Consider the following 21,770-nt stretch of genomic DNA (forward strand, 5'->3'; position numbering starts at 1 on the left):
TCGCTGCTGCTCATCCCCATGTGCTGCGCCCTGTTCGGCATCACCAACGACATCGCCATGCAGGTGGTGGGCATCGGCTTCATCATCGGCGTCATCCAGGACTCCTGCGAGACCGGCCTGAACTCCTCCTCCGACGTAGTGTTCACGGCCACGGCCGAGTACCGCCAGCTCATCAAGGAGGGCAAGGAAGTGCACCTCGGCCAGGATGCCTTCTCGGCCGACGAGCTGGCCTAACTTCGCCGAGACCATCGTCCAAGCGCACAGGAACCCGCCTCGGCGGGTTCCTTTTTTTGCGTGCACCACGTTGCGCAGCCGCCCAACCGCTCTCTAGGCCTTCGCCCGCTCGGGCTTCTTCTCGCGGGGCGCAGAGGTCTCCACCAGGTGGCGGGTAGTGAGCAGGCCCGCAGCCATGAGAGCGCCCAGGGCCCCGAAGGTCAGGCGCATGGCATCGGCTTGGGCCGTGGACTTCGCCGCCACGAGCTGGGCCGCCTGCACCTCGTCGGCGCCCCACTGGCCCGTGAGGTCGTCGAAGGCATCGGCGCTCATCAGCGCGGAGGCCTTCTCGGTGGCCGTCGCCACGAGTTCGTGGTCGATGCCGGCATCGGTGGCCTGGGCCGCGAAGCCGCTGGCCATGGCCAGAAGCAGGCAGGTGCCAGCCAGCGCCGTGCCGAGGGCTAGGCCGATGGAGCGGGCCGCGCCCTGGATGCCGCCGGACTGCTCCGCTTCCTTGCGGGTGACGGCGCAGGCCACGGCGTTGTTGGCCTGGGAGTTCACGGCGCCTACCCCGATGCCGCCCAGGGCCATGCCGACGAACAGGGCGATGCCCACGCCCTGCTGCTGGATGCCGAGGGCCATGAGCCCGCAGGCCGCGGCGATGGCGACGAAGCCGGCGCGGATGATGAGCCGCGAGGAGAGGTGCGGCGCCACTTTCGGCAGGAACATGGCCAAAAGGAACATGGGAATGCCCGATAAGAGCGAGAGCATGCCCGTTTGCAGGGCCGTGAAGCCGGTGACCAGCTGGAGGTAGGGGGTGGCCAGAATGCCCACGGCCCCCATGTAGAAGAAGGGCAGGGCTACGGCGGCCAGGCCGGCCCGCACGCCGGGGGACGTGACGAAGGCCGTCGGGATAAGGGGGTTGCCCCGGCGCTGGGCCCGGCGCTCGGTGGGCACGAGCAGTCCCAGGAGCACGAGGCCCGCGACGATGGTCGGCAGGGTGGGGGGCAGGCCGAACAGGGTGAGGGGGCACAGCTTCTGCGGGGTGGTGATGCCCCAGTCGGACAGGTGCCCCACGCCGATGAGCACGAGGCCCAAGCCGCAGGCGGCCACCACGGTGCCCGCGACGTCGAAGCGGGCGTGGCCGTGGGGGTCCGGCAGGCGGGGGATGAGCCGGGTGCAGCAGAAGACGAGGGCGAAGTAGGCGGCCATGATGGCGAAGGTGAGGCGGAAGCCCGCCGAGTCCATGACCGCGCCCAAGGCCAGAGGCGACAGGGTGGACAGGGCCGCGGCGCCGGCGATGGCCCCGAAGGCGATGGCCCGCTGGCGCCCCTGGTAGAGGGCCGCTACCAGCCCCAAGACCGACGGCGTGATCAGGCAGGCCGCCACGCCCATGATGACGCGGCCGCCCCAGGTGAAGACGAGGATGGAGGGGGAGGCGGCGGCGACGATCTCGCCGATGACGGCCAGGCCGAGGCCGGCGGCCAGGGCCCGGCGCAGCCCGATGGTGACGCCCAGCAGGCCGCCGGCGATCATGAAGGCGCCGGCGATGAGGGAGAACAGGGTGGTGGCCATCTGAATGTCGTCGAGGGTGGCCCCCAGGGTGCCCACGAGGCTCGCCGTGGCCAGGTTCATGGCCGCGCTGTCGCTGGAGGTGCCGATCTGGGCCAGGGCGAGCACGACCAGGGGCACGTAGCTCGCCTTCGGGATCGTTGCGGGCCGCTGGTCGCTGCGATCAGCGGCGAGAGCCATAGTCGCCATAGTGAACCTCTCAACCGGTTGCGGACGCGAGGGCCGCACAGCCCCATATCTTGTCCATTTCACTCAGAGATTTTCCCCCAACCACTGACGGCGGCGGTCGTGTCTCGGGGAATCTCTTCCAACTGTTGCCATCTTGCCACGGTATCGTCGCCCTCGGCCGCGCCGGCGCGGCTACACTGGTTCCATGAGCGATCCGCTCAGGTACCACCGAGCAGAGGAGGAGCCATGAACAGCAGGCAGGGGGCGCTTTTGCGAGCGCTACTCGATGCCGGCGACTACAAGACGTCCACCGACTACGCCAACGAGCTCGGCTGCTCGGACCGCACGGTGCGCACGGACGTGAAGGCTCTCAACGCCTTTCTCGAGCACGAGGGCTTCGCCACCCGGGTCGGCCGCCAGCGGGGCGCCGGCCTGCGGATCGTGCTCGTGCCCGGCGAGGAGAACCGCCTCGAGCGCATCCTCGGCGAGAGCGAGACCGAGATGCACCCGCGCTACGAGCGCCTGTGCCAGGAGATGATCGCGCTCACCTGCCAGCCGGGCCCCCATACCGCCGACAGCCTCGCGCGGCACCTGTTCCGCAACAAGCAGCAGATCCAGGCCGACCTGCACTGGTGGCAGGGAGTGCTCGCCGTGAGCGGCCTCACCCTGTCCGTCGGCCGCACGGTGGCCGTGGAGGGGCCGGAATGGACCATCCGCGGCTTCGTCATGTCCATGCTGTTCTCCTTCCCGTCCCAGGCCGTGCGCCGCCGCATCATCCCCTCGCTGCTCGGCACCATGGACCCCTACGACCGGCAGTTCCTCGAGCGCTGCATCGACGAAATGGAGCGCGATCTGGGCTTCGAGTTCTCCAGTAACGCTCAGTGGCAGTTCAACGTCTACCTCTGCATCATGGTCACGCGCATCAAGCTCGGCCACGGCCTGGGCCATTGGCGCGACGACGGGGAGCCGACCCAGTTCTTCTCCTACCTGCGCCGCCGCCTGGAGCGTCACTTCTCCATCGCCGTGAGCGAGGCGGAGATGGGGCTTCTGCGCGACATGGCGAGCTGCTGCACCTGGCAGTGGAGCCTGGCGGCCATGGAGGCCTACGAGCCGAGCGAGCGCGCCCGGACCATCGTGGACGACATCGCGGCCGCTTTGGAGGGCGCCTTCGGCGTTCCGCTGCCCGAGGATATGGGCAAGCCCCTGGCCATCCTGCTGGAGAGCGGCCTGGCCCGGCGCTCCTGCGAGCTTCTGGCCCCCAACCCCAACGAGAGCGCCGTGAAGTACGAGGCCATGGATGGCGCGCTGCTGCTGTCCTCGGTGCTGTGCGAAGTGCCCTCGCTCGTGGAAGCGGCCCTGTTCAGCCCCGATTACGCCCGGCTCATCCTCGTGCTGCTGGACTACCTGGAGGCCACCGGGGCCATGCGCTGCTACCGGGTGGGGCTCGTGGTGAACTGTGGCATCGATCTGGCTCTCTGGGGCGCGCACCGCATGGAGAAGCTCTCCTCGCGCCTGTCGGTGGTGGACGTGCTGACGGAAAACGAGGTGCTCGCCGCCACCGCGGCCCCCGCCTGCCGCCTCCACGACCGCTTCGACTTCCTCGTGGCCTTCGAGCCTCTGGACGTGGACTTCCCCAGCGTGACCATCTCGCCGGCCGTGAGCCGCAGCGACATCGACCACATCATCGCCTCGGTGCCCCTGTGGCACCGGGGCCGGGAGGTGCGCGCCCCGTGGGAGCGCCAGACCCTGCGCTGCCAGTCCACGCCCGACAGCCTCTTCCACGGTCTGCACCGCGCCCTTTCGGACGACGGCCTCATCGCCATGGACTTCGAGCGCTTCTCGTGGCTTTCCTGGACGCTCTCCCTCGTGCGGGACCGCACCCTCGTGTTCGCCTGGTGCGGCCCGGGGGCCGCCTCCACGGCCATTCGCATCTACCAGCTGGAAGAGAAGGCCTGCAACGAGGCCGTCGGCTGCACCATGGCGGCGGTGCTCATCGTGGCCGAGGCCGATCGGGGCGATCTCATGCCCCTCACGCAGCGGTTCAAGCGCCTTGTGGAAGACTACGCCGATACCTCCGATCTCGTGAGCGACGACGGCTTCTTCGTCGGCTTCCCCGAGTAGGGGAACCACCGCGCGTGCTCGGTGGTTGAGCGACCGAGCATGCGCCCATTCTCGCCGTCTGCGCGGCCGAACCGCTCCGCATTCCCAACGTTCGCCCGGTCGAACCGCCGCGCATTCGTCGCGATTGCCCGGCTGGGTCGTTGCCTGTTCCTGTGCTTCGTTCAGCCCATCAAAAAGGGGAGGCCGCGGCGGCCTCCCCTGAGTCGCGCCCGGCCAGCGGGCGCAAGCGCGCGGGCCTACTGGCCGTCGCGCTCGTAGAGGGTCTCGCCCTCCTTGATGGTGGCGAGCACCTTGATGTCGCGGATCTCGCGCGGGTCCACGGCCAGCGGGTTGCGGTCGAGCACCACGAGATCGGCCAGCTTGCCCGCCTCCAGGGTGCCCTTGTCGGCCTCCTCGCCGTACTGGTAGGCGCCGTTGTAGGTGATGGCGCGCAGGGCCTGATACGGCGTCACCTTCTGGTCCTCGTCGAGCTGCGCGCCGTCCTTGGTGACGCGGTTCACGGCGCACCAGGCGGCCTCGATGAGGTTCGGGCGCAGCACCGGGGTGTCGGTGTGCAGGGTGAAGGGGATGCCGGCGCGCTGGGCATCGCCGCAGGCGCTCACGCGGCCGCCGCGCACCGGACCCAGGTTGCGCAGGTGGGCGTCGCCCCAGTACCAGATGTGGGAGGAGAAGATAGAGGGGATCATGCCGATGGCGGCCATCTTCTCGTACTGGTCGGTGCGCGCCGTCTGGGCGTGGATCATCACCGGGCGCAGGGCCATCTTGTCCGGGTTATCGGAGGCGTCCCGGGCCGCCTCGTAGACGCGCAGCAGCTGGTCGGCCGCCGCGTCGCCGTTGCAGTGGCACAAAAGCTGGTGGTTGGAGTCGATGGCGATCTTCGCGAAGGCGGTGGCGTCCTCGTCGGTCATGGTGCTGTAGGCCACCCAGTCCTTCTCGCCGTCGGGGCCGGCCACGTAGGGCTCGGTCATCCAGGCGGTCAGGCCCTGGGGCGAGCCGTCCAGGAACATCTTCAGGCCGCCGAAGCGGAAGTGGCCGGTGTAATTCTGGCTGTCGAACTCGGCGTTGGCGGCCAGGGTGGCCATGACGTCGGTGCCCCACATGGGATAGGCCACGATGTCCATCTTCAGCAGGCCGGCCTTGGCCAGGCCCACCATGACGGCGGCCATGTCCGGGGCGGTGGCGCCGTCCTGGCAGGTGGTCACGCCGTGCTCCAGATAGACGCGCTGCATATCGCCGATCATGGCGTTGAAGTCCAGGCCCAGCCGCGGCGTGGTGATGGCGTAGAAGGGGTTCATGGCCGCCGGCTCCTCGGCGTAGCCGTCCAAATCGCCGGTGCCGTCCATGCGCCCGTAGCGGCCGCCTTCCGGGTCGGGGGTCGTGGGCGTGATGCCGGCCAGCTTCAGCAGGCAGTCGTTGGCCACGCCCATGTGGTTGGACACGTGGGTGATGAGCACCGGGATGTCCTCGGACACGGCGTTCAGGACGGACTTGTCGGGGTGGCGCTGCTCGATCAGGTTGTTCTGGTCGTAGCCGTTGCCCATGATGACGCCGTCGGGCCCGATGTTGCGCTTGGCGGCGAACTCCTTCAGGGTCTCGGTGATCTCGGCGAAGGAGGTGCACTCAGACAAGTCGGCGAACAGCAGGTACTGCAGCGAGCCGGTGAAGTGGCTGTGGGGGTCGATGAGGCCGGGCAGCACGGCAGCGCCGCCCAGGTCCACCTCCTCGGCGCCCTCGGCGCGCTTGCGGGCCTCCTCCAGGGGGCCGACGAAGGCGATGCGGCCGGCCTCGTCGGTCAGGAGCGCGTCGGCGGTATCGAACTCGTCGACCATGGTGACGAAGGTGGCGTTAGTGAAAAGCTGTTTCATGGTCTTCCTTTCTCGTTGTCGGATGACGGGGTGCGCAGGGGAGTGCCGAAGGGGGCATCCCCGATAGAAGAAGGGGGTGGGTGCGCGTCCCACCCCCTTCGGTCAAGGACGGGGTATCGTCCGGTCAGTCAGAGGGCGGCCGGCCTACATCTCGCGGTCGACCACGGGCTCGAAGGGCTGCTCGCCGGCCGTCTCGGGAACCACGGCCTCCTCGGTGCCATCCTCATCCTTCTTGAAGATGGTGATCCAGCGGGTGGAGAGAAGGCCGAGCAGGATCAGCACGGCGGCCACCACGTAGGAGGTGATGGTGGACTGGATGCGGGCGTCGGAGTTCAACTGCACGAGCTCGGCGCGCTGGGCATCGTCCATGGGGATGTCGGCGATAGTCTGCTCGAACTGGGCATCGCCCATGAGCGTGATGTTGCGCTCGGCCACGGCCTGCTGCACCTCGGGGGTGATGACGGGGCTCTCGGCCATGGCGTTGTTGATGTTGGCGGTGATGCCGAACAGGAGCACCGCGCCGATGGCGGCCACGCCGATGGCCTGGCCCACGTTGCGCATGGTGGTCTGGATGCCGCCGGACTGGGAGGCGTCGCGCTCGTTCACGGCCAGGGCCACGATGTTGGAGGCCTGGGCGGACACGATACCGGCGCCGGCGCCGGCGATGGCAAGGCCGACCCACATGAGGCCGTTGACCTCAGAGCCGTGCAGCGAGAAGGCCATGGGGATGAAGGCCGCGGCCATCACGATGTAGCCGATCTGGATGACGCGGCGCGGGTTGGCGTTCGGGGCGATCTTGGGGATGCCGAAGGCGAAGATGAAGGTGGGGATGCCCACGGCGAGGGCCATGACGCCCATGAGCACCGGCGACCAGCCGGCCACGAGCTGCAGGTAGGGGGACAGGAGGATGGCCTGGACGCCCATGAAGAAGAAGGTGATGGCGCTGGCCACGAGGCCGGCACGGACCTGGGGGGTCTTCAGGAAGGACTGCGGGAGCAGCGCGATGCCGTTCTTCTGCTCGACGCGCTTCTCCACGGGCACGAGGATCACCAAGAGGATCAGGCCGAGCACTGCCATGGGCAGGGCCGGGGAGATGCCGAAGATGGTGAAGGGGCACTCGGCGAAGGGCTCGATGAGACCCCAGGCGGAGATGCGGGAGAGGCCCACGAGGAAGAGGAACAGGCCCACGGCGGCGATGCCGGTGCCCAGCCCGTCGAACTTCAGCTTCTCAGCGGGCTTCTCGATGGCCGGCAGCTTGAAGGACAGCAGCAGCACCAGGGCGAAGTACACGGCCAGCACGCCGAAGGTCACGCGGAAGCCGCCGAACTGCATGACGATGCCCAGGATCAGCGGCAGGAAGGCCGACAGGCCCGAGGCGGCGCCGATGCAGCCGAAGGCCAGCACGCGGTTCTTGCCGTGGTAGATGAAGGGGATGAGGCCCAGCACCGAGGGAATCATGAAGCTGGCGCCGAAGCCGACGAGAATGCGGCCTCCCCAGATGAAGATGGTCATGTTCGGCGACAGCGCCATGACCAGCTCGCCCGCCGCGCAGAGAGCCGCGCCCAGGCGGAAGTTCGTGCGCCAGCCGATGATGGTGCCCACCAGGCCGCCTGCCACCATGAAGGCGCCGGCCATGAGCGAGTACACCATGTTCGCCAGCTGGATGTCGGGGGTGGTGGCGCCCAGAACATCGACCAGCTGCTGATTGGCGAGGCCGAGCGCGCCGTTGTCGCCCGAGGTTCCCATCTGCGCCAGAATCAGCACGATAATGGGCAGTACCAGGAACTTCTCGACACCTCCCTCGGGATGTGCCGCTTTTGTCTTCGCCATTGTTCCTCCTTAAAACTTGGATGGGATGCCTACACCGAAGAGGGTAGTCTTACGAAAACCCTCTGAAACTCGGCGGCGATCATTGTAGGGAGATTGCTCCCTTTCCGAATGGGAAACGTTTTCCGCAGCAACGGAAATGGTTCATGCGCGAAAAGAGAACACCGGTTCCTATAATGCTCCCCGTTGAACCGCCGTGCCCCTTCGGGGCCGGCCCCACGGAGGAAGTCGCGGCCGCCCCGCGAGGCCCCCCTCCGCACTCAGAGCATTGCAAGAAGAAAGGAACGCTCACCTATGGCAAAGTCTCCCAAGGCCCCCCTGTCCTTCAAGTCCTACGCGCTGAACAAGTGCCTCATCGGCTACGGTCTGGTGAACGGCATCATCAACGCCGCCATCTTCGCCGGCCTGCACGCCTCGGCCGAGGGCGCCACCTTCGACATGGCCGCCGTCGTGTCCGACCTGTCCTTCACCGGGCTTCTGCTGGGCATGCTGCTGTTCGCCTGCGTGGTGCCGCTCACCCGCATGGACCTGCGCAAGAACGTGTTCAAGCTGCCGGCCGGTGCGGGCGCCTTCCCGCTCGTGTCCGGCTCCTATGCCGTATCCATCCTCGCGGTGGGCGCTCTGGCGACGGTGTTCATGACCGGTATCGGCGCCCTGCTCTCCCTGGCGCTGCCGGTCGGAGGCGCTACGGTCACCGGCATGATGATCCTGAAGGGCCTCGTGTGCGCCTGCGGCGGCGCCGTGGCCGGCTACTTCACCATCAGCTTCGTGGTGCGCGGCCAGCAGAAGGCCGACGAGGTGGCCGAGGCCATGGCCGCCAAGACCGCCGGCATCGGCGCCTAGCGCGGCAGGTGCCCGGCGGCGCCCTGGCGGCTTCGCGCCCGGCAATCGCGCAAAAGAGTCTTCGGAAAGAGAGAACCCGCGGGCAGTCCCTGCGGGTTCTCTCCTTGTGGGCTCCTTCGCAGCTTGGGCGGGGGCTATTTCCCGGCGGCCGTTTCCACGAGGTGGCGGGTGCCGATGAGGCTGAGGGCCATGACGGCGCCGAGCAGGCCGAAGGTGAGGCGCAGGGCGTCGGCCTGGGCCTGGCTGTGGATGGCGGCGAGGGCGGCGCCGTCGGCGGGGGCGGCTCCCCACGTCGCCGCCAGATCGGCGAAGGCCTCGGGGCCCATGAGGGTGCTGCCCTGCTCGGCGGCGGTGCGCACCAGGTCGCCGGCTATTGACGCCTCGGCGGCCCCGCCCGCGAACAGCGTTGCCATGGCGAGCAGCAGGCAGGTGCCGCCCACGGCGGTGCCGAGGGCCAGGCCGATGTTGCGGGCGGCTCCCTGGATGCCCCCGGACTGCTCGGCGTCGCGGCCGCGCACGGCCGAGGCCACGGCGTTGTTGGCCTGGGAGTTGACGGCCCCCACGCCGATGCCGCCCAGCACTGTGCCGGCGAACAGGGCGGCGCCGACCGCGTCCCGCTCCACGCCAAGGGCCATGAGGAGGCAGGCGGCGACAATGGCGGCAAGGCCGGCGCGGATGATGAGGCGCGACGAGAGGCGCGGCGCCGCCTTCGGCAGAAACGTGGCCAAGCAGAGCATGGGGATGCCCGACAGCAGGGACAGCATGCCGCTCTGCATGGCCGTAAAGCCCGCCACGAGCATGAGATAGGGGGTGATGAGAATTCCCTGAGCGCCCATGAAGAAGAACGGCATCGCCACGGCGAGAAGCCCCGAGCGCACGGCCGGCGAGGTGAGGTAGGATCGGGGAATAAGGGCCCCGCCCGCCGTCTCGGCCGCCCGTTCGATGGGCGCGAGGAGGGCAAGCAGCACGAGTCCCGCTGCCATGAGGGGCAGGGCCGGGGAGAGGCCCGCCACGGTGAAGGGACAGGCGGCCATGGGGGCCACTACGCCCCAGGTGGACAGCCGCGAGGTGCCGAGCAGAAAGAGGGCGAGGCCCGCGGCGGCGACGGCCATGCCGGCGATATCGAAGCGCGTGCGCCCCGCTTGCGGGGCGGCGGGAGGCAGCAGCGCGGTTGTTCCCAGGACGAGGGCGAAGTAGGCGGCCAGCACGGCGAAGGTGATGCGGAAGCCCGCGGCGTCCATGATGGCGCCGAGTACGATGGGGGAGAGGGTGGACAGCGCCGCCGCTCCGGCAATGGCCCCGAAGGCCACGGCCCGCCGCCGCCCCTCGTAGAGGGCGGCCACCAGTCCGAGCACCGAGGGGGTCACCAGGCACGCTCCGGCTCCCATGAGCACGCGTCCGCCCCAAGTGAACAGTGCGATATGGGGCGCGCAGGCCGCCGCGATCTCGCCGAGGACGGCCAGGGCCAGCCCGATGCGCATGGTGCGCCGCAGCCCGATGGTGACGCCGATGAGGCCGCCGGCGATCATGAAGGCGCCGGCGATGAGGGAGAACACCGTGGTGGCCATCTGGATGTCGCCCAGGGTGGCGCCGAGCTCGGCGGTGAGGCTGCCCACGGCGATGTTCATGGCGGCGTTGTCGCTGGAGGTGCCGATCTGGGCCAGGACGAGCACGGCCAGGGGCGCCCAGCTCCCCGCAACCGGCTCGCGCTCGCCGGCCCTTTCGCTGCGGCGGCGCACAGCTGCGCGGGGTGTTTCTGCGACGGGGTTCGTGGACGTCATAGGGCCCTCCAAACTGATGGCGCGAACACGGGAAACTGAGGGGATTGTAGGTCTGCCCCGGGCGGCGGCGGGGCACATCTCTTGCCGCAGATGCGGTAAAAACAGTGGTACGCAGGGGGTTTACCGCATCTGCGGTAATTTGTCTGGCCTCTGCGGCACGCGCGGCCAAGGGGAATTCAGTACACTATTGCCGAGTTAATCGCTCAGCTTATTCCCGAGAACCACGAGGGGGAGCCCATGAACGCCAGACAGGGATCGCTGCTCCGCGCGCTGCTCAACGAGGCCGAGTACAAGACCTGCGCCTGGTACGCCCGTCTGCTCGGCTGCTCCGAGAAGACGGTGCGCACGGACGTGAAGGCCATCGACGGGTTCCTCAGCCACGAGGGCTTCGCGTCCCGCGTCTCGCGGCGGCGCGGGGCGGGGCTGCGTCTCGTGCTGGCCGCCCATGAGGCGAACCGCCTCTCGCGCCTGCTCGATGAGAGCGAGGCCGCCATGCACCCGCGCTTCGAGCGCCTCTGCCGGGAGCTGGTGGTGCTCACCTGCACGCCGGGGCCCCATACCGTGGAATCCCTCACGCGGGCGGCATTCACGAACAAGCAGCAGATGCAGAGCGATCTGCACTGGTGGCAGCGGGTGCTCGTGGGCCGGGGGCTCGCGGTGCATACCGGCCGGCGCATCGAATTAGCCGGGGCCGAGTGGACTCAGCGGGGCTTTCTCATGTCGGTGCTGTTCTCCTTTCCGCCCCAAGCCGTGCGCCGCCGCATCGAGCCGCTGCTCTTGGACGCGGCCTCCGGCTGCGACCAACGGTTCTTCGACCGCTGCATCGAAGAGGTCCAGGACAACCTGGGCTTCACCCTCTCCAGCAACGCCCGCTGGCAGCTCGGCGTCTACCTGCGCATCATGGTGGCGCGCATCCAAATGGGCCATGTCATCGCCGACCGGCCGCTTACCGGCGAGCTGTCCGGGTTCTTCGCGAGCCTGGGGAATCGCCTCTCGCGCCACTTCGGCATCACGGTGAACGAGGCCGAGATGCGGCTGCTCCAAGATATGGCGAGCTGCTGCACATGGCAGTGGAGCGCCGAGCTTATGGAGCGCTACGAGCCCAACGACCGGGCCCGGGCCATGGCCGGCGACATCGCCGCGGCCTGCGAGGCCGCCTTCGGGGAGCCGGTGCCCGCCTCCCTCATCCGCCCGCTGGGCATTCTCGTGGAGAGCGGGCTGACCCGGCGCGCTTGCGGGCTGGTGGTGCAGAATCCCAACGAGCTAGCCGTGAAGTACGATTCCATGGACGGCATGTGCCTGCTGTCCTCGGTGCTGTGCGAGGTGCCCGCGCTCGTGGAGGCGCGGCTGCACACGTCGGACTACACGCGTCTGGTGCTGGTGCTGGTCGAGTACTTGGAGCGGGTGGGGAGCCTGCGGCACTACCGCGTGGGGCTGGTGGTGAACAGCGGCATCGATCTGGCCCTGTGGGGCCGCTACCGCATCGAGAAGCTGTCGAGCCGCGTGCAGGTGGTGGACGTCATCGCCGAGAACGAGGTGCTCTCGGCCTGCGCGAGACCCTCCTCGCCCTTGCTCGATCGCTTCGACTTCCTCGTGTCCTTCGAGCCTTTGCCCGTGGATTTCCCCAGCGTGACCATATCGAGCCTCGTGGACGAGCGCGATCTGGAGCGCATCGTGGAGGCCATTCCCCTGTGGCGCCGCGGCCGCGAGGCGCAGGTGCCCTGCGAGCGGGTGCGCCTTGCGGTGCCCGCGGCCCCGAGCGCCCTGCTGCCGGCGGTCCATCGCGATCTGGTCGCGAGCGGCGCGGTGTCCCTCGACCTCGAGCGCTTCCGGTGGCTCGTGCGCACGTTGGGATTCATCCACGAGCGCAGCCTCGTGCTCGCCTGGTGCGGCGAGGGGGTCGAGCGCACGGCGGTGCACCTCTACGATTTGGACGGGGGACCGCAGCTGGCGGGTAAGCGCTGCGCCCAGGTGGCGCTGCTGCTCGTGCGCGCCGACGATCGGGGCGATCTGACGCCGCTGACCGAGCGCTTCAAGCGCCTCTTGGAGTCCCAGGGTGCCGAAGGGGCGGAGGCGGCCGATGACGATTTCTTCCCCGGCTTTCCCGAGCTGCGGGGCGCGTTCTAGAGAAGGAAACGGCCGGCCGCCCCCTCAGGGGCTCGGCCGGCCGCAGGAATGGCGGGGAAGGGGGCTCTTATGCCTCGTCGCGCCGGTAGACCACCGTGCCCTCCTTCACCGTGGCCAGCACCGTCACGTCGCGCAGTTCGGCCGGATCGGCGGCCAGCGGATCGCGGTCGAGCACGGCCATGTCGGCCAGCTTGCCCACTTCCAGCGTGCCCTTGTCGGCCTCCTCGCCGTACTGGTAGGCGCCGTTGTAGGTGATGGCGCGCAGGGCCTCATAGGGCGTCACCTTCTGGTCCTCGTCCAGCTGCGCGCCCTCCTTGGTGACGCGGTTCACGGCGCACCAGGCGGCCTCCAGCAGGTTCGGGCGCAGCACCGGGGTGTCGGTGTGCAGGGTGAAGGGGAGCCCGGCCCGCTCCGCGTCGCCGCAGGCGCTCACGCGCCCGCCGCGCACGGGGCCGAAGTTGCGCAGGTGGGCGTCGCCCCAGTACCAGACGTGGGAGGAGAAGATGGAGGGGATCATGCCGAGCTCTGCCATCCTCTCGTACTGGTCGGCCCGGGCGGTCTGGCAATGGATCATCACCGGGCGCAGGGCCGCCTTGCCCGGGTTGTCCGAGGCCTCGCGGGCCGCCTCGTAGACGCGCAGCAGCTGGTCGGCCGCCGCGTCGCCGTTGGTGTGGCAGAGCAGCTGGCGATTGCCGTCGATGGCCTTGCGGGCGAAGGCGGTGGCGTCCTCGTCGGTCATGGTGCCGTAGGCCACCCAGTCCCCCTCGCCGTCGGGGCCTTCCGCGTAGGGCTCGGTCATCCAGGCGGTCAGGCCCTGGGGCGAGCCGTCCAAAAACATCTTCAGGCCACCGAATCGGAAGTGGCCGTGATAGGCGTGATCGTCGAAGCGGCTGTGCTCGGCCAGAATGGCGTCGGTGTCCTCGCCCTCCATGGGGTAGGCCACGATATCCATCTTCCACGCGCCGGCATCGGCCAGGGCGCACAGCATGGCGGCCATGTCCTTGCCGGTAGCTCCGTCCTGGCAGGTGGTCACGCCGTGCTCCAGGTAGACGCGCTGCATATCGTCGGCCATGGCGGCGAAGTCCAGGTTCATACGGGGCATGGTCACCGCGTAGAGGGCACCGATGGCCGCAGGCTCCTCGGCGTAGCCGTTGGGCTCATCGGTTCCGGCCACCCGTCCGTAGCGGCCCCCGTTGGGGTCCGGCGTGGTCTCATCGATGCCCGCCAGCTCTAGGAGAAGCGAATTGGCCACGCCCATATGGTTCGACACGTGGGTGATGAGAACGGGGGTGTCGGTTGAAACGGTGTCGAGCAGGGCCTTGTCGGGATGGCGCCCCTCGGCCAGCAGGTTCTGATCGTAGTTGTTGCCCAGGATAATGCCGTCGGAGCCGATGTTGCGCTCCTCGGCGAAGGCGCGCAGCGTGTCGGCGATCTCCTCGAAGGAGGAGCAGCCGCCCAAATCGGCATAGAGCAGGTACTGGAGGGCGCCGGTGAAGTGGCTGTGGGGGTCGATGAGGCCGGGCACGACCGCCGCGCCGCCCAGATCCACCTCCTCAGCGCCCTCGTCGAGGGCCCGGGCCTCCTCCAGGGCGCCCACGTAGGCGATGCGGCCGTCCTCGTCGACGAGCACCGCCTCGGCGCGGGCGTCCTCATCGGTGAGGGGAATGAACGTTGCGTTGTGGAACAGCTTGCCCATAGGTCTTCCTTTCATGGTCGGTTCCGGTCTCGGATGCAAGAAGCGGGTGGGCGTTCGTCCCACCCGCTTCGTCTTGCCAGGTTCAGGGGTCCGGCCGCCGGGGCGGCAGGTGCGGGCGCTACATCTCGCGATCCACCACGGGCTCGAAGGGCTGCTCGCCGGCGGGCAGCGGCTCAGACGGGCGCCGCCCTCCTCGTCCTTGCGGAAGATGGTGATCCAGCGGGTGGTGAGCAGGCCGAGGAGAATGATGACGGCCGACACCACGTAGGCGGTGATGGTGGACTGGATGCGGGCGTCGGAGTTCAACTTCACCAGCTCCGCCTTCTCGGCATCATCCATGGGGATGTCGGCGATGGTGGCCTCGAACTGGGCGTCGCCCATGAGCGTGATGTTGCGCTCGGCCACGGCCGCGCGCACCTCGGGGGTGATGGTCGGGTTGTCGGCCATGGCGTTGTCGATGTTCACGGTGATGCCGAACAGGAGCACCGCGCCGATGGCGGCCACGCCGATGGCCTGGCCCACGTTGCGCATGGTGGTCTGGATGCCGCCGGACTGGGAGGCGTCGCGCTCGTTCACGGCCAGGGCCACGATGTTGTTCGTGTGCGAGCTGACGATACCGGCGCCGGCTCCGGCGACGGCCAGGCCCAGCCACATGAGCGCCGATACCTCGGAGCCGTGCAGCGAGAGGCCCATGGGCACGAAGGCGGCGGCCATCACGATGTAGCCGATCTGGATGACGCGGCGCGGGTTGGCGTTCGGCATGAACTTCGGGATGCCGAGCGAGAAGATGAAGGTGGGAATGCCGATGGCCAGGGCCATGAGACCCAGCTGCATCGGCGGCCAGCCGGCCACCAGCTGCAGGTAGGGGGACAGCAGAACGGCCTGGACGCCCATGAAGAAGAAGGTGATGGCGCTGGCCACGAGACCGGCGCGGACCTGGGGGGTCTTCAGGAAGGACTGGGGCAGCAGCGCGATGCCGTTCTTCTGCTCGACGCGCTTCTCGATGGGCACGAGGGCCACGATGAGAAGCAGGCCGAGGGCCGCCATGGGCAGGGCCGGGGAGATGCCGAAGATGGTGAAGGGACATGCCGCGAAGGGCTCGATGAGGCCCCAGGCGGAGATGCGGGACAGGCCCACGAGGAACAGGAACAGGCCCACGGCGGCGATGCCGGTGCCCAGCCCGTCGAACTTCAGCTTCTCAGCGGGCTTTTGAATGGCCGGCAGCTTGAGCGAGAGGGCGAGCACCAGCACGAAGTACACGGCCAGCACGCCGAAGGTCACGCGGAAGCCGCCGAACTGCATGACGATGCCCAGGATGAGCGGCAGGAAGGCCGACAGGCCCGAGGCGGCGCCGATGCAGCCGAAGGCCACGACGCGGTTCTTGCCGTGGTAGATATGGGGGATAAGTCCCAGCACCGAGGGGATCATGAAGCTGGCGCCGAAGCCGACGAGGATGCGGCCTCCCCAGATGAAGATGGTCATGTTCGGCGACAGCGCCATGACGAGCTCGCCGGCGGCGCAGAGAGCCGCGCCCAGGCGGAAGTTCGTGCGCCAGCCGATGATGGTGCCCACGAGACCTCCGGCCACCATGAAGGCGCCGGCCATGAGCGAGTACACCATGTTCGCCAGCTGGATGTCGGGGGTGGTGGCGCCCAGCACGTCTACCAGCTGCTGGTTGGCCAGGCCGAGCGCGCCGTTGTCGCCCGAGGTTCCCATCTGGGCCATGATGAGCACCAGGATGGGCAGCACGAGGAACTTCTCCGCACCTCCCTCGACCTGCTTTGCCTTGTCTTTGGTCATAGATTTCCTCCTTCTGTTCGGGACCAACATGCCGTGCGCCTCCCTCGGCGCACGGGAGGGGGCCGCTCGGGCCGCGCGGGCGCGGGCCCTGCGAGACGAGAGACCCGAGCGGCCGCCCCTCCGTTGCCGCCATCGTAGTACCGCCGCCTCGGCGGCCATGGCAGAAGCTTTACCGCAGCAGCGGCAAGGGGCTTGCGCGGCCGGGGCGTCCCATCCAAGGGCCCCTTGCTGTATTGTCTCCGCGTTTCCCCAGGTAAAACGGTTTGGAAACAACTCGGTTCCCCCTCTGTGGCGAAGCGGCGGCAAAAGTGCCCCGCCGCCCACCCTTCCGTAACAGCGGTAAGGGTTCTTCCGCAGAGGCGGCGGGGCCCTTCCATAATGAGAGCGTCAGACGGCCCCGACGATCGCCCCTCGGCGGTCAGCGGTTCTCGAGGAAAGGAACATCTATGGCAAAGACAGCGGCAGGCTCGGGCGCGGCGGCACCGGCGCGGCCTGCGAAGCCCTTCAACTCCTATCTGCTGAACAAGTGCATCATCGGCTACGGCGTCATCAACGGCATCATCAACGCCGTCATCTTCTACCTGCTGCACATGGGCGAGCCCGAGGCCCTGCTCGGCCATGCCGACATCTTCCACGACTTCGCGCTCACCGGCGTGCTTCTGGGCCTCCTGCTGTTCGTCATCGTGGTGCCGCTCACCCGCATGGACCTGCGCAAGCACGTCTTCGCCGGCCCGAATGCGGCTGATCTCGGCGGGGCGGCCTCCCTGGTGCCGGCCAGCTACGCCCCGGCCCTGCTCGTCACCACTGTGGCGGCCACCGTCACCCTCATGGGCGTGGGCGCCTTCGCCTGCGTGCTTCTGCCCCTGCCGCTTTCGGTGACGGCCATGATGCTGCTCAAGGGCGTCGTGTGCGCCTGCGCGGGCGGTGTGGCCGGCTACTTCACCATCTGCTACGTGGTGCGCTCCGGCAACAGCGAGGCCTAAGGGGCTAACGGACTCTCTGATATGCAGGCCCCGGCGAGGGCGAGGGGGTCCGCGCGGAGTTCCGCAGCGACTGGAACAGCCCGGTGGGCTGTTCCACAAAGCGAGGACTGTTTGAGCACGGCGCCCCCTCGCCCTCGCCGGGGCCGGAGGGATGCGTCGATTCTGCCAACATAACGTTTTCAGAGGCGCGGGCGTGGGGCCCGCGTCTCTTTTTTGTGTCCGGGACGGGAATTGTAGCCAGGTTGTGGAGGTTGTGGCATAATGGGCAGCTGTGCGCTTCCGCGGGATTCCGCCTGGCGGATCGCCGAGGAAGTGTTCGCGCGGGCGCAAGCATCCCGCGCCGTGTCAGGAAACGATGGAGGAATTATTCGTGGAAACAAACGTTGAGTCCCTTGAGGGCAACAAGGCCAAAGTCACCGTGACCGTTGATGCCGCCGATATCGACGGGCGCATCAATAAGACCTACAAGGACTTCGCTCGCAAGTACAATTTCCCGGGCTTCCGCCGCGGCAAGGCCCCGCGCCCGGTTATCGACAACGCGCTCGGCGCCGAGGCCGTGCGCGCCACCGTCACCGACGAGGTGCTGAACAGCGCCTGGGCTGCCGCCATCGACGCCGAGGGCCTCAGCCCCGTGTCCGGCCCCACCATGGACGAGACCGAGCTCGTGGAGGCCGGCAAGCCCTACGTGTTCTCCTTCACCATCGACCTGCGCCCCCAGGTGGAGCTTTCCAGCTACGACGCCGTCGAGATCGAGCTGCCCTTCGCCGAGGCCACCGAGGCCGAGATTGACGACCAGATGGACGCCATGGCCGAGCACTACACCACCTTCGAGGACGCTTCCGCCGCCACGAAGATGAAGCCGGAGAACTACGCCGACCTGGCCATCAAGGCCACCGACGCCGAGGGCAACGACATCGCCGCCATCACGAGCGAGTCCCGCCTGTACGGCCCGGGAACCGGCATGCTCTCCGAGGCCTTCGACGCCGAGATCATGGGCATGAAGAAGGGCCAGACCAAGGAGTTCACCCTGGAGGTGCCCGCCGATGAGACCGCCGTGCTCCTGGCCGATCAGGCCGGCAAGCCGGTGAACTTCGAGGTCACCTGCACCGTGGTGAAGAAGAAGGCCGCTCCCGAGATCACCGACGAGTGGGCGAAGGACGCCATGGGCTTCGAGTCCGTGGCCGACATGCGCGAGCGCATCGCCGAGTCGCTGAACATGCAGAAGGGCGCCATGATGCCGCGCATCAAGGAGAACGCCATCATGACCAAGCTGCTGGAGCGCATCGACGCCGAGGTGCCCGCGGCCATGGCCGCCGAGGCCGAGACCTCGCTGCTCCAGGACTTCTTCACCCAGCTGCAGCAGGCCGGCATGACCTTCGACGCCTACCTGGGCAGCCAGGGCATCACCTCCGATCAGTTCAAGGCCGATCTGAAGGCCCAGGCCGCCGACCACGTGCGCGAGCAGCTCGCCCTTGAGGCGTGGGCCCGTCACGCGGGCATGGAGGTCACCGACGAGGAGGTGGCCGCCGAGTTCGCCAAGGCCGGCGTGGAGGATCCCGCGGCTCTGGAGAAGGAGTGGCGCGAGGCGGGCCGTCTGCACCTCATCCGCACCGGCCTTCTGCGCACCAAGGCCATCGAGGATCTCATGGAGAACGCCAAGGTGACTGAGAAGGACTTCGCCGCCGAGGCCGCCGCCGAGAAGAAGGCCGCCAAGAAGCCGGCGAAGAAGAAGGCCGCCAAGAAGGCCAACGACGCCGAGGAAGCCGCCGAGTAACGGCGCTCCACATCGCGAGCCGACAAGGGCGGGGGAGACCCCGCCCTTTTTTGTAGCGACTCTCCCGGAGGAGAAGGCGCGGGATACCTTGATTCGCTCAGACAGTCCTGCTCGCGCGAACATGACATTAAGTCATGTCCGGCTCGTGCGGAACTCGCTCGGTCAAGGCATCCCGCGCCTTCTCCTGTCTCAGCCATGGTTGAGCGCAGAGGGAGTGCGGGGTGTTCTGACCGAGCGAGTTCCGCAGCGACTGCGACAGTCCGGTGGACTGTCGCACAAAGCGAGGACTGTCTGAGCGAATCAGAATACCCCGCGATCCCGATCTCGGAGGGCCGCTGCTGTGTTCATTTCCCCGTTTGACTTGCATTGCGAACGGATGTATAGCAATATGGTTCTGAACTATGGACAGGCCGCGCTATGCGGCCCTATTTGCGAAAGAGAGGCACCCATGGGCATCGAACGCGCGAGCAACGCCCTCATTCCCTACGTCATCGAGCAGTCGCCGCGGGGCGAGCGCAGCTACGACATCTACAGCCGCCTGCTGAACGACCGCATTATCTTTCTGGGCGAGCAGATCGACGACCATGTGGCCAACTCCGTGGTGGCGCAGCTGCTGCACCTGGAGGCCACCGATCCCGATAAGGACATCTCCCTGTACATCAATTCCCCGGGCGGCTCGGTCACGGCCGGCCTCGGCATTTTGGACACCATGAACTTCATCAAGTGCGACGTGTCCACCATCTGCATCGGCGAGTGCGCCTCCATGGCCGCCGTGCTCTTGTCCTCGGGCACCAAGGGCAAGCGCTTCGTGCTGCCGAACTCCATGGTGCTCATCCACCAGCCGCTCGGCGGCGCCCAGGGCCAGCAGACCGAGATCGCCATCGTGGCCGATTTCATGCTGAAGACCCGCAAGCGCCTGAACAAGATCCTGTCCGAGAACACCGGCCAGTCCATCGAGCGCATCCAGCTGGACACCGAGCGCGACAACTACATGACCGCCGAGGAGGCCAAGGAGTACGGCCTCGTGGACGAGATCATCTATCACCACGGCGCCATGCCCGGCCAGAAGCGGGGCGAATAGGTCCGCGACCGAACCTGAGCGAATAAGGAAACCATGAACAACCACCACCATCCCTACGATCCCCATCGGGGCGATTACACCTGCGCCTTCTGCGGCAAGACCGGCGACTTGGTCAACGCCATGATCTCCGGCCCCAACGGCATCTACATCTGCGACGAGTGCATATCGGTGTGCGCCGACGCCATGATGCGGGACATGGGCTACACCATGGCCCAGGAGTTCGAACCGGCCGAGGAGGAGCGCTACGGCGCTTGGGGCCGTTGGGGCAACCCGCCGTCGGCCGAGGCCCAGCGCGAGGCGAGCCCCGTGGACGACGCTGGCCCCAGCCCGGCCGAGGTGCTGGGCGACCTTCCCACGCCCCATGAGCTGTACGCGCGCCTGTCCGAGCACGTGGTGGGCCAGGAGGAGGCCAAGCGGGCCCTGTCCGTGGCTGTGTACAACCACTACAAGCGCATCTCCATGGGGGAGGCGGCCGCCGAGGGCGACGTGGAGCTGGCCAAGAGCAACATCATGCTCATCGGTCCCACGGGCTCGGGCAAGACGCTTCTGGCCCAAACCCTGGCCCGTACCCTGCAGGTGCCCTTCGCCATCGCCGACGCCACCACGCTCACCGAGGCGGGATATGTGGGCGAGGACGTGGAGAACATCCTGCTGAAGCTCATCACCGCCGCCGACTTCGAGGTGCCCCGGGCCGAGATCGGCATCATCTACATCGACGAGATCGACAAGATCGCCCGCAAGGCCGAGAACCTCTCCATCACCCGCGATGTGTCCGGCGAGGGCGTGCAACAGGCCCTGCTGAAGATCGTCGAGGGCTGCGAGGCCTCGGTACCGCCCCAGGGCGGCCGCAAGCACCCCCAGCAAGAGCTCATCCCCATCGACACCACGAATATCCTGTTCATCCTGGGCGGCGCCTTCGTGGGCCTGGCCGACATCGTGGCGAGCCGCGTGGGCACCACCTCGCTGGGGTTCGCGAGCGAGCTGGCCGCCTCCAAGAAGGAGTCCGAGGCCGAGCTTCTGCGCCAGGTGCTGCCGGAGGATTTGAACAAGTACGGCATGATCCCCGAGTTCGTGGGCCGTATCCCGGTCATCACGTCCTTGAACGAGCTGTCCGAGGAAGACCTCGTGCGCATCCTCGTGGAGCCGAAGAACGCGCTCGTGAAGCAGTACACCCGCATGTTCGAGTTCGAGGACTGCCGCCTGGCCTTCGACGAGGCGGCGCTCACGGCCATCGCCCATGAGGCCGTGGAACACGGCACCGGCGCCCGCGGCCTGCGCTCCATCTGCGAGCGCGTGCTCATGGACGTGATGTACGACCTGCCCGAGTTCGGCGGTCCCTCCCAGGTGACCGTGCGGGCCAGCGACATCACCGGCGAGACGAAGCCCGTCATCAAGCCCCGGGCCAACATCGAGGGAGCCCTCCACGCTTCCTAGCAGCCTTTCGCGGCGCCGTGAGCCCCCTCGGGTTCCGGTGCCGCGTTCCGTACCCACCGATTTCGCAGAGAAGGGATGAAGATGACCCAGACCGACTACGCCGCCATGGAGCGGCCCATCTTCGAGGCGTGGAAGGACGCCGGCTACTTCCAGCGCACGCCGGGCTTCGGCGAGCACGCCGGCGAGAGCTACACCATCGTCATCCCGCCGCCGAACATCACCGGCGTGCTGCACATGGGCCATGCCCTGAACGACACCATCCAGGACGCCTGCATCCGCCGCGCCCGCATGCGCGGTTTCCAGACCCGCTGGATCATCGGCACCGACCATGCCGGCATCTCCACCCAGACCAAGGTGGACAAGCGCCTGGCCGAGCAGGGGATCAGCCGCCTGGAGATCGGGCGCGAGGCCTTCATCGAGGAGTGCTACAAGTGGTACGAGGAGTACGGCACCACCATCGTGAACCAGATCAAGGGCATGGGCTG

General features: G+C 67.9%; 13 protein-coding genes and 1 pseudogene. 9 read left to right on the forward strand and 5 right to left on the reverse strand.

All coding sequences use genetic code 11. From position 1 onward, the window contains the following. A pseudogene (locus ACTOXK_RS10995) lies at positions 1 to 234 on the forward strand (serine/threonine transporter SstT); the annotation flags it as partial. A 93-nt stretch (positions 235 to 327) separates the two neighbouring features. Here the strand turns inward: ACTOXK_RS10995 and ACTOXK_RS11000 are convergent. Next, positions 328 to 1,974, reverse strand: a complete 1,647-nt coding sequence (locus ACTOXK_RS11000) for an MFS transporter (protein WP_482278465.1) — start codon at positions 1,972 to 1,974, stop codon at positions 328 to 330. 225 nt (positions 1,975 to 2,199) lie between these two features. Between ACTOXK_RS11000 and ACTOXK_RS11005 the strand changes: the two genes are divergently transcribed. Beyond that, positions 2,200 to 4,074 (forward strand): BglG family transcription antiterminator, encoded by a 1,875-nt coding sequence (locus tag ACTOXK_RS11005; protein ID WP_482278464.1) that lies wholly within the window; start codon positions 2,200 to 2,202, stop codon positions 4,072 to 4,074. Between the two features lie 236 nt (positions 4,075 to 4,310). Here the strand turns inward: ACTOXK_RS11005 and ACTOXK_RS11010 are convergent, their stop codons facing one another. Continuing rightward, positions 4,311 to 5,939 carry an amidohydrolase gene (locus tag ACTOXK_RS11010; RefSeq protein WP_482278463.1) on the reverse strand — a complete coding sequence of 543 codons (1,629 nt, stop codon included), beginning with the start codon at positions 5,937 to 5,939 and terminating at the stop codon, positions 4,311 to 4,313. A gap of 144 nt (positions 5,940 to 6,083) precedes the next feature. Then, positions 6,084 to 7,769 (reverse strand): MFS transporter, encoded by a 1,686-nt coding sequence (locus ACTOXK_RS11015; RefSeq protein ID WP_482278462.1) that lies wholly within the window; start codon positions 7,767 to 7,769, stop codon positions 6,084 to 6,086. Positions 7,770 to 8,060: 291 nt separating this feature from the next. On the opposite strand from ACTOXK_RS11015, the gene ACTOXK_RS11020 reads away from it, so the two are divergent. Then, positions 8,061 to 8,609, forward strand: a complete 549-nt coding sequence (locus tag ACTOXK_RS11020; RefSeq protein WP_482278461.1) for a hypothetical protein — start codon at positions 8,061 to 8,063, stop codon at positions 8,607 to 8,609. Between the two features lie 134 nt (positions 8,610 to 8,743). Here the strand turns inward: ACTOXK_RS11020 and ACTOXK_RS11025 are convergent, their stop codons facing one another. Beyond that, entirely contained in the window at positions 8,744 to 10,390 is a 1,647-nt protein-coding gene (locus tag ACTOXK_RS11025) for an MFS transporter (RefSeq protein WP_482278460.1), read from the reverse strand. Positions 10,391 to 10,627: 237 nt separating this feature from the next. Between ACTOXK_RS11025 and ACTOXK_RS11030 the strand changes: the two genes are divergently transcribed. Further along, on the forward strand, positions 10,628 to 12,517 hold the full coding sequence (locus ACTOXK_RS11030) for a BglG family transcription antiterminator (RefSeq protein WP_482278459.1): 1,890 nt from the start codon (positions 10,628 to 10,630) through the stop codon (positions 12,515 to 12,517). A gap of 67 nt (positions 12,518 to 12,584) precedes the next feature. Here ACTOXK_RS11030 and ACTOXK_RS11035 read toward each other — a convergent pair whose 3' ends face one another. Next, positions 12,585 to 16,013 carry an MFS transporter gene (locus ACTOXK_RS11035; protein ID WP_482278458.1) on the reverse strand — a complete coding sequence of 1,143 codons (3,429 nt, stop codon included), beginning with the start codon at positions 16,011 to 16,013 and terminating at the stop codon, positions 12,585 to 12,587. Between the two features lie 446 nt (positions 16,014 to 16,459). On the opposite strand from ACTOXK_RS11035, the gene ACTOXK_RS11040 reads away from it, so the two are divergent. The 5 genes from ACTOXK_RS11040 to ACTOXK_RS11060 form a co-directional block, all read left to right on the forward strand. Further along, a complete protein-coding gene (locus ACTOXK_RS11040) occupies positions 16,460 to 16,996 on the forward strand; it encodes a hypothetical protein (RefSeq protein WP_482278457.1) in 537 nt (178 codons plus the stop codon). Positions 16,997 to 17,366: 370 nt separating this feature from the next. Continuing rightward, a complete protein-coding gene (gene tig, locus ACTOXK_RS11045; RefSeq protein ID WP_482278456.1) occupies positions 17,367 to 18,770 on the forward strand; it encodes a trigger factor in 1,404 nt (467 codons plus the stop codon). Between the two features lie 448 nt (positions 18,771 to 19,218). Continuing rightward, on the forward strand, positions 19,219 to 19,851 hold the full coding sequence (gene clpP / locus ACTOXK_RS11050; RefSeq protein ID WP_482278455.1) for an ATP-dependent Clp endopeptidase proteolytic subunit ClpP: 633 nt from the start codon (positions 19,219 to 19,221) through the stop codon (positions 19,849 to 19,851). A gap of 33 nt (positions 19,852 to 19,884) precedes the next feature. Next, on the forward strand, positions 19,885 to 21,285 hold the full coding sequence (gene clpX / locus ACTOXK_RS11055; protein ID WP_482279636.1) for an ATP-dependent Clp protease ATP-binding subunit ClpX: 1,401 nt from the start codon (positions 19,885 to 19,887) through the stop codon (positions 21,283 to 21,285). An 81-nt stretch (positions 21,286 to 21,366) separates the two neighbouring features. Beyond that, positions 21,367 to 21,770, forward strand: a 404-nt coding sequence (locus tag ACTOXK_RS11060) for a class I tRNA ligase family protein (protein ID WP_482279934.1), incomplete at its 3' end; no start/stop codon positions are given.

It is taken from the genome of Adlercreutzia sp., assembly GCF_056795635.1.

Bases quoted from the DNA above. Each gene is read 5' to 3' on its own strand.
- ACTOXK_RS11000 (WP_482278465.1), bottom strand. From the start codon at position 1,974: ATGGCGACTATGGCTCTCGCCGCTGATCGCAGCGACCAGCGGCCCGCA.
- ACTOXK_RS11005 (WP_482278464.1), top strand. From the start codon at position 2,200: ATGAACAGCAGGCAGGGGGCGCTTTTGCGAGCGCTACTCGATGCCGGC.
- ACTOXK_RS11010 (WP_482278463.1), bottom strand. From the start codon at position 5,939: ATGAAACAGCTTTTCACTAACGCCACCTTCGTCACCATGGTCGACGAG.
- ACTOXK_RS11015 (WP_482278462.1), bottom strand. From the start codon at position 7,769: ATGGCGAAGACAAAAGCGGCACATCCCGAGGGAGGTGTCGAGAAGTTC.
- ACTOXK_RS11020 (WP_482278461.1), top strand. From the start codon at position 8,061: ATGGCAAAGTCTCCCAAGGCCCCCCTGTCCTTCAAGTCCTACGCGCTG.
- ACTOXK_RS11025 (WP_482278460.1), bottom strand. From the start codon at position 10,390: ATGACGTCCACGAACCCCGTCGCAGAAACACCCCGCGCAGCTGTGCGC.
- ACTOXK_RS11030 (WP_482278459.1), top strand. From the start codon at position 10,628: ATGAACGCCAGACAGGGATCGCTGCTCCGCGCGCTGCTCAACGAGGCC.
- ACTOXK_RS11035 (WP_482278458.1), bottom strand. From the start codon at position 16,013: ATGACCAAAGACAAGGCAAAGCAGGTCGAGGGAGGTGCGGAGAAGTTC.
- ACTOXK_RS11040 (WP_482278457.1), top strand. From the start codon at position 16,460: ATGGCAAAGACAGCGGCAGGCTCGGGCGCGGCGGCACCGGCGCGGCCT.
- clpP (WP_482278455.1), top strand. From the start codon at position 19,219: ATGGGCATCGAACGCGCGAGCAACGCCCTCATTCCCTACGTCATCGAG.
- clpX (WP_482279636.1), top strand. From the start codon at position 19,885: ATGAACAACCACCACCATCCCTACGATCCCCATCGGGGCGATTACACC.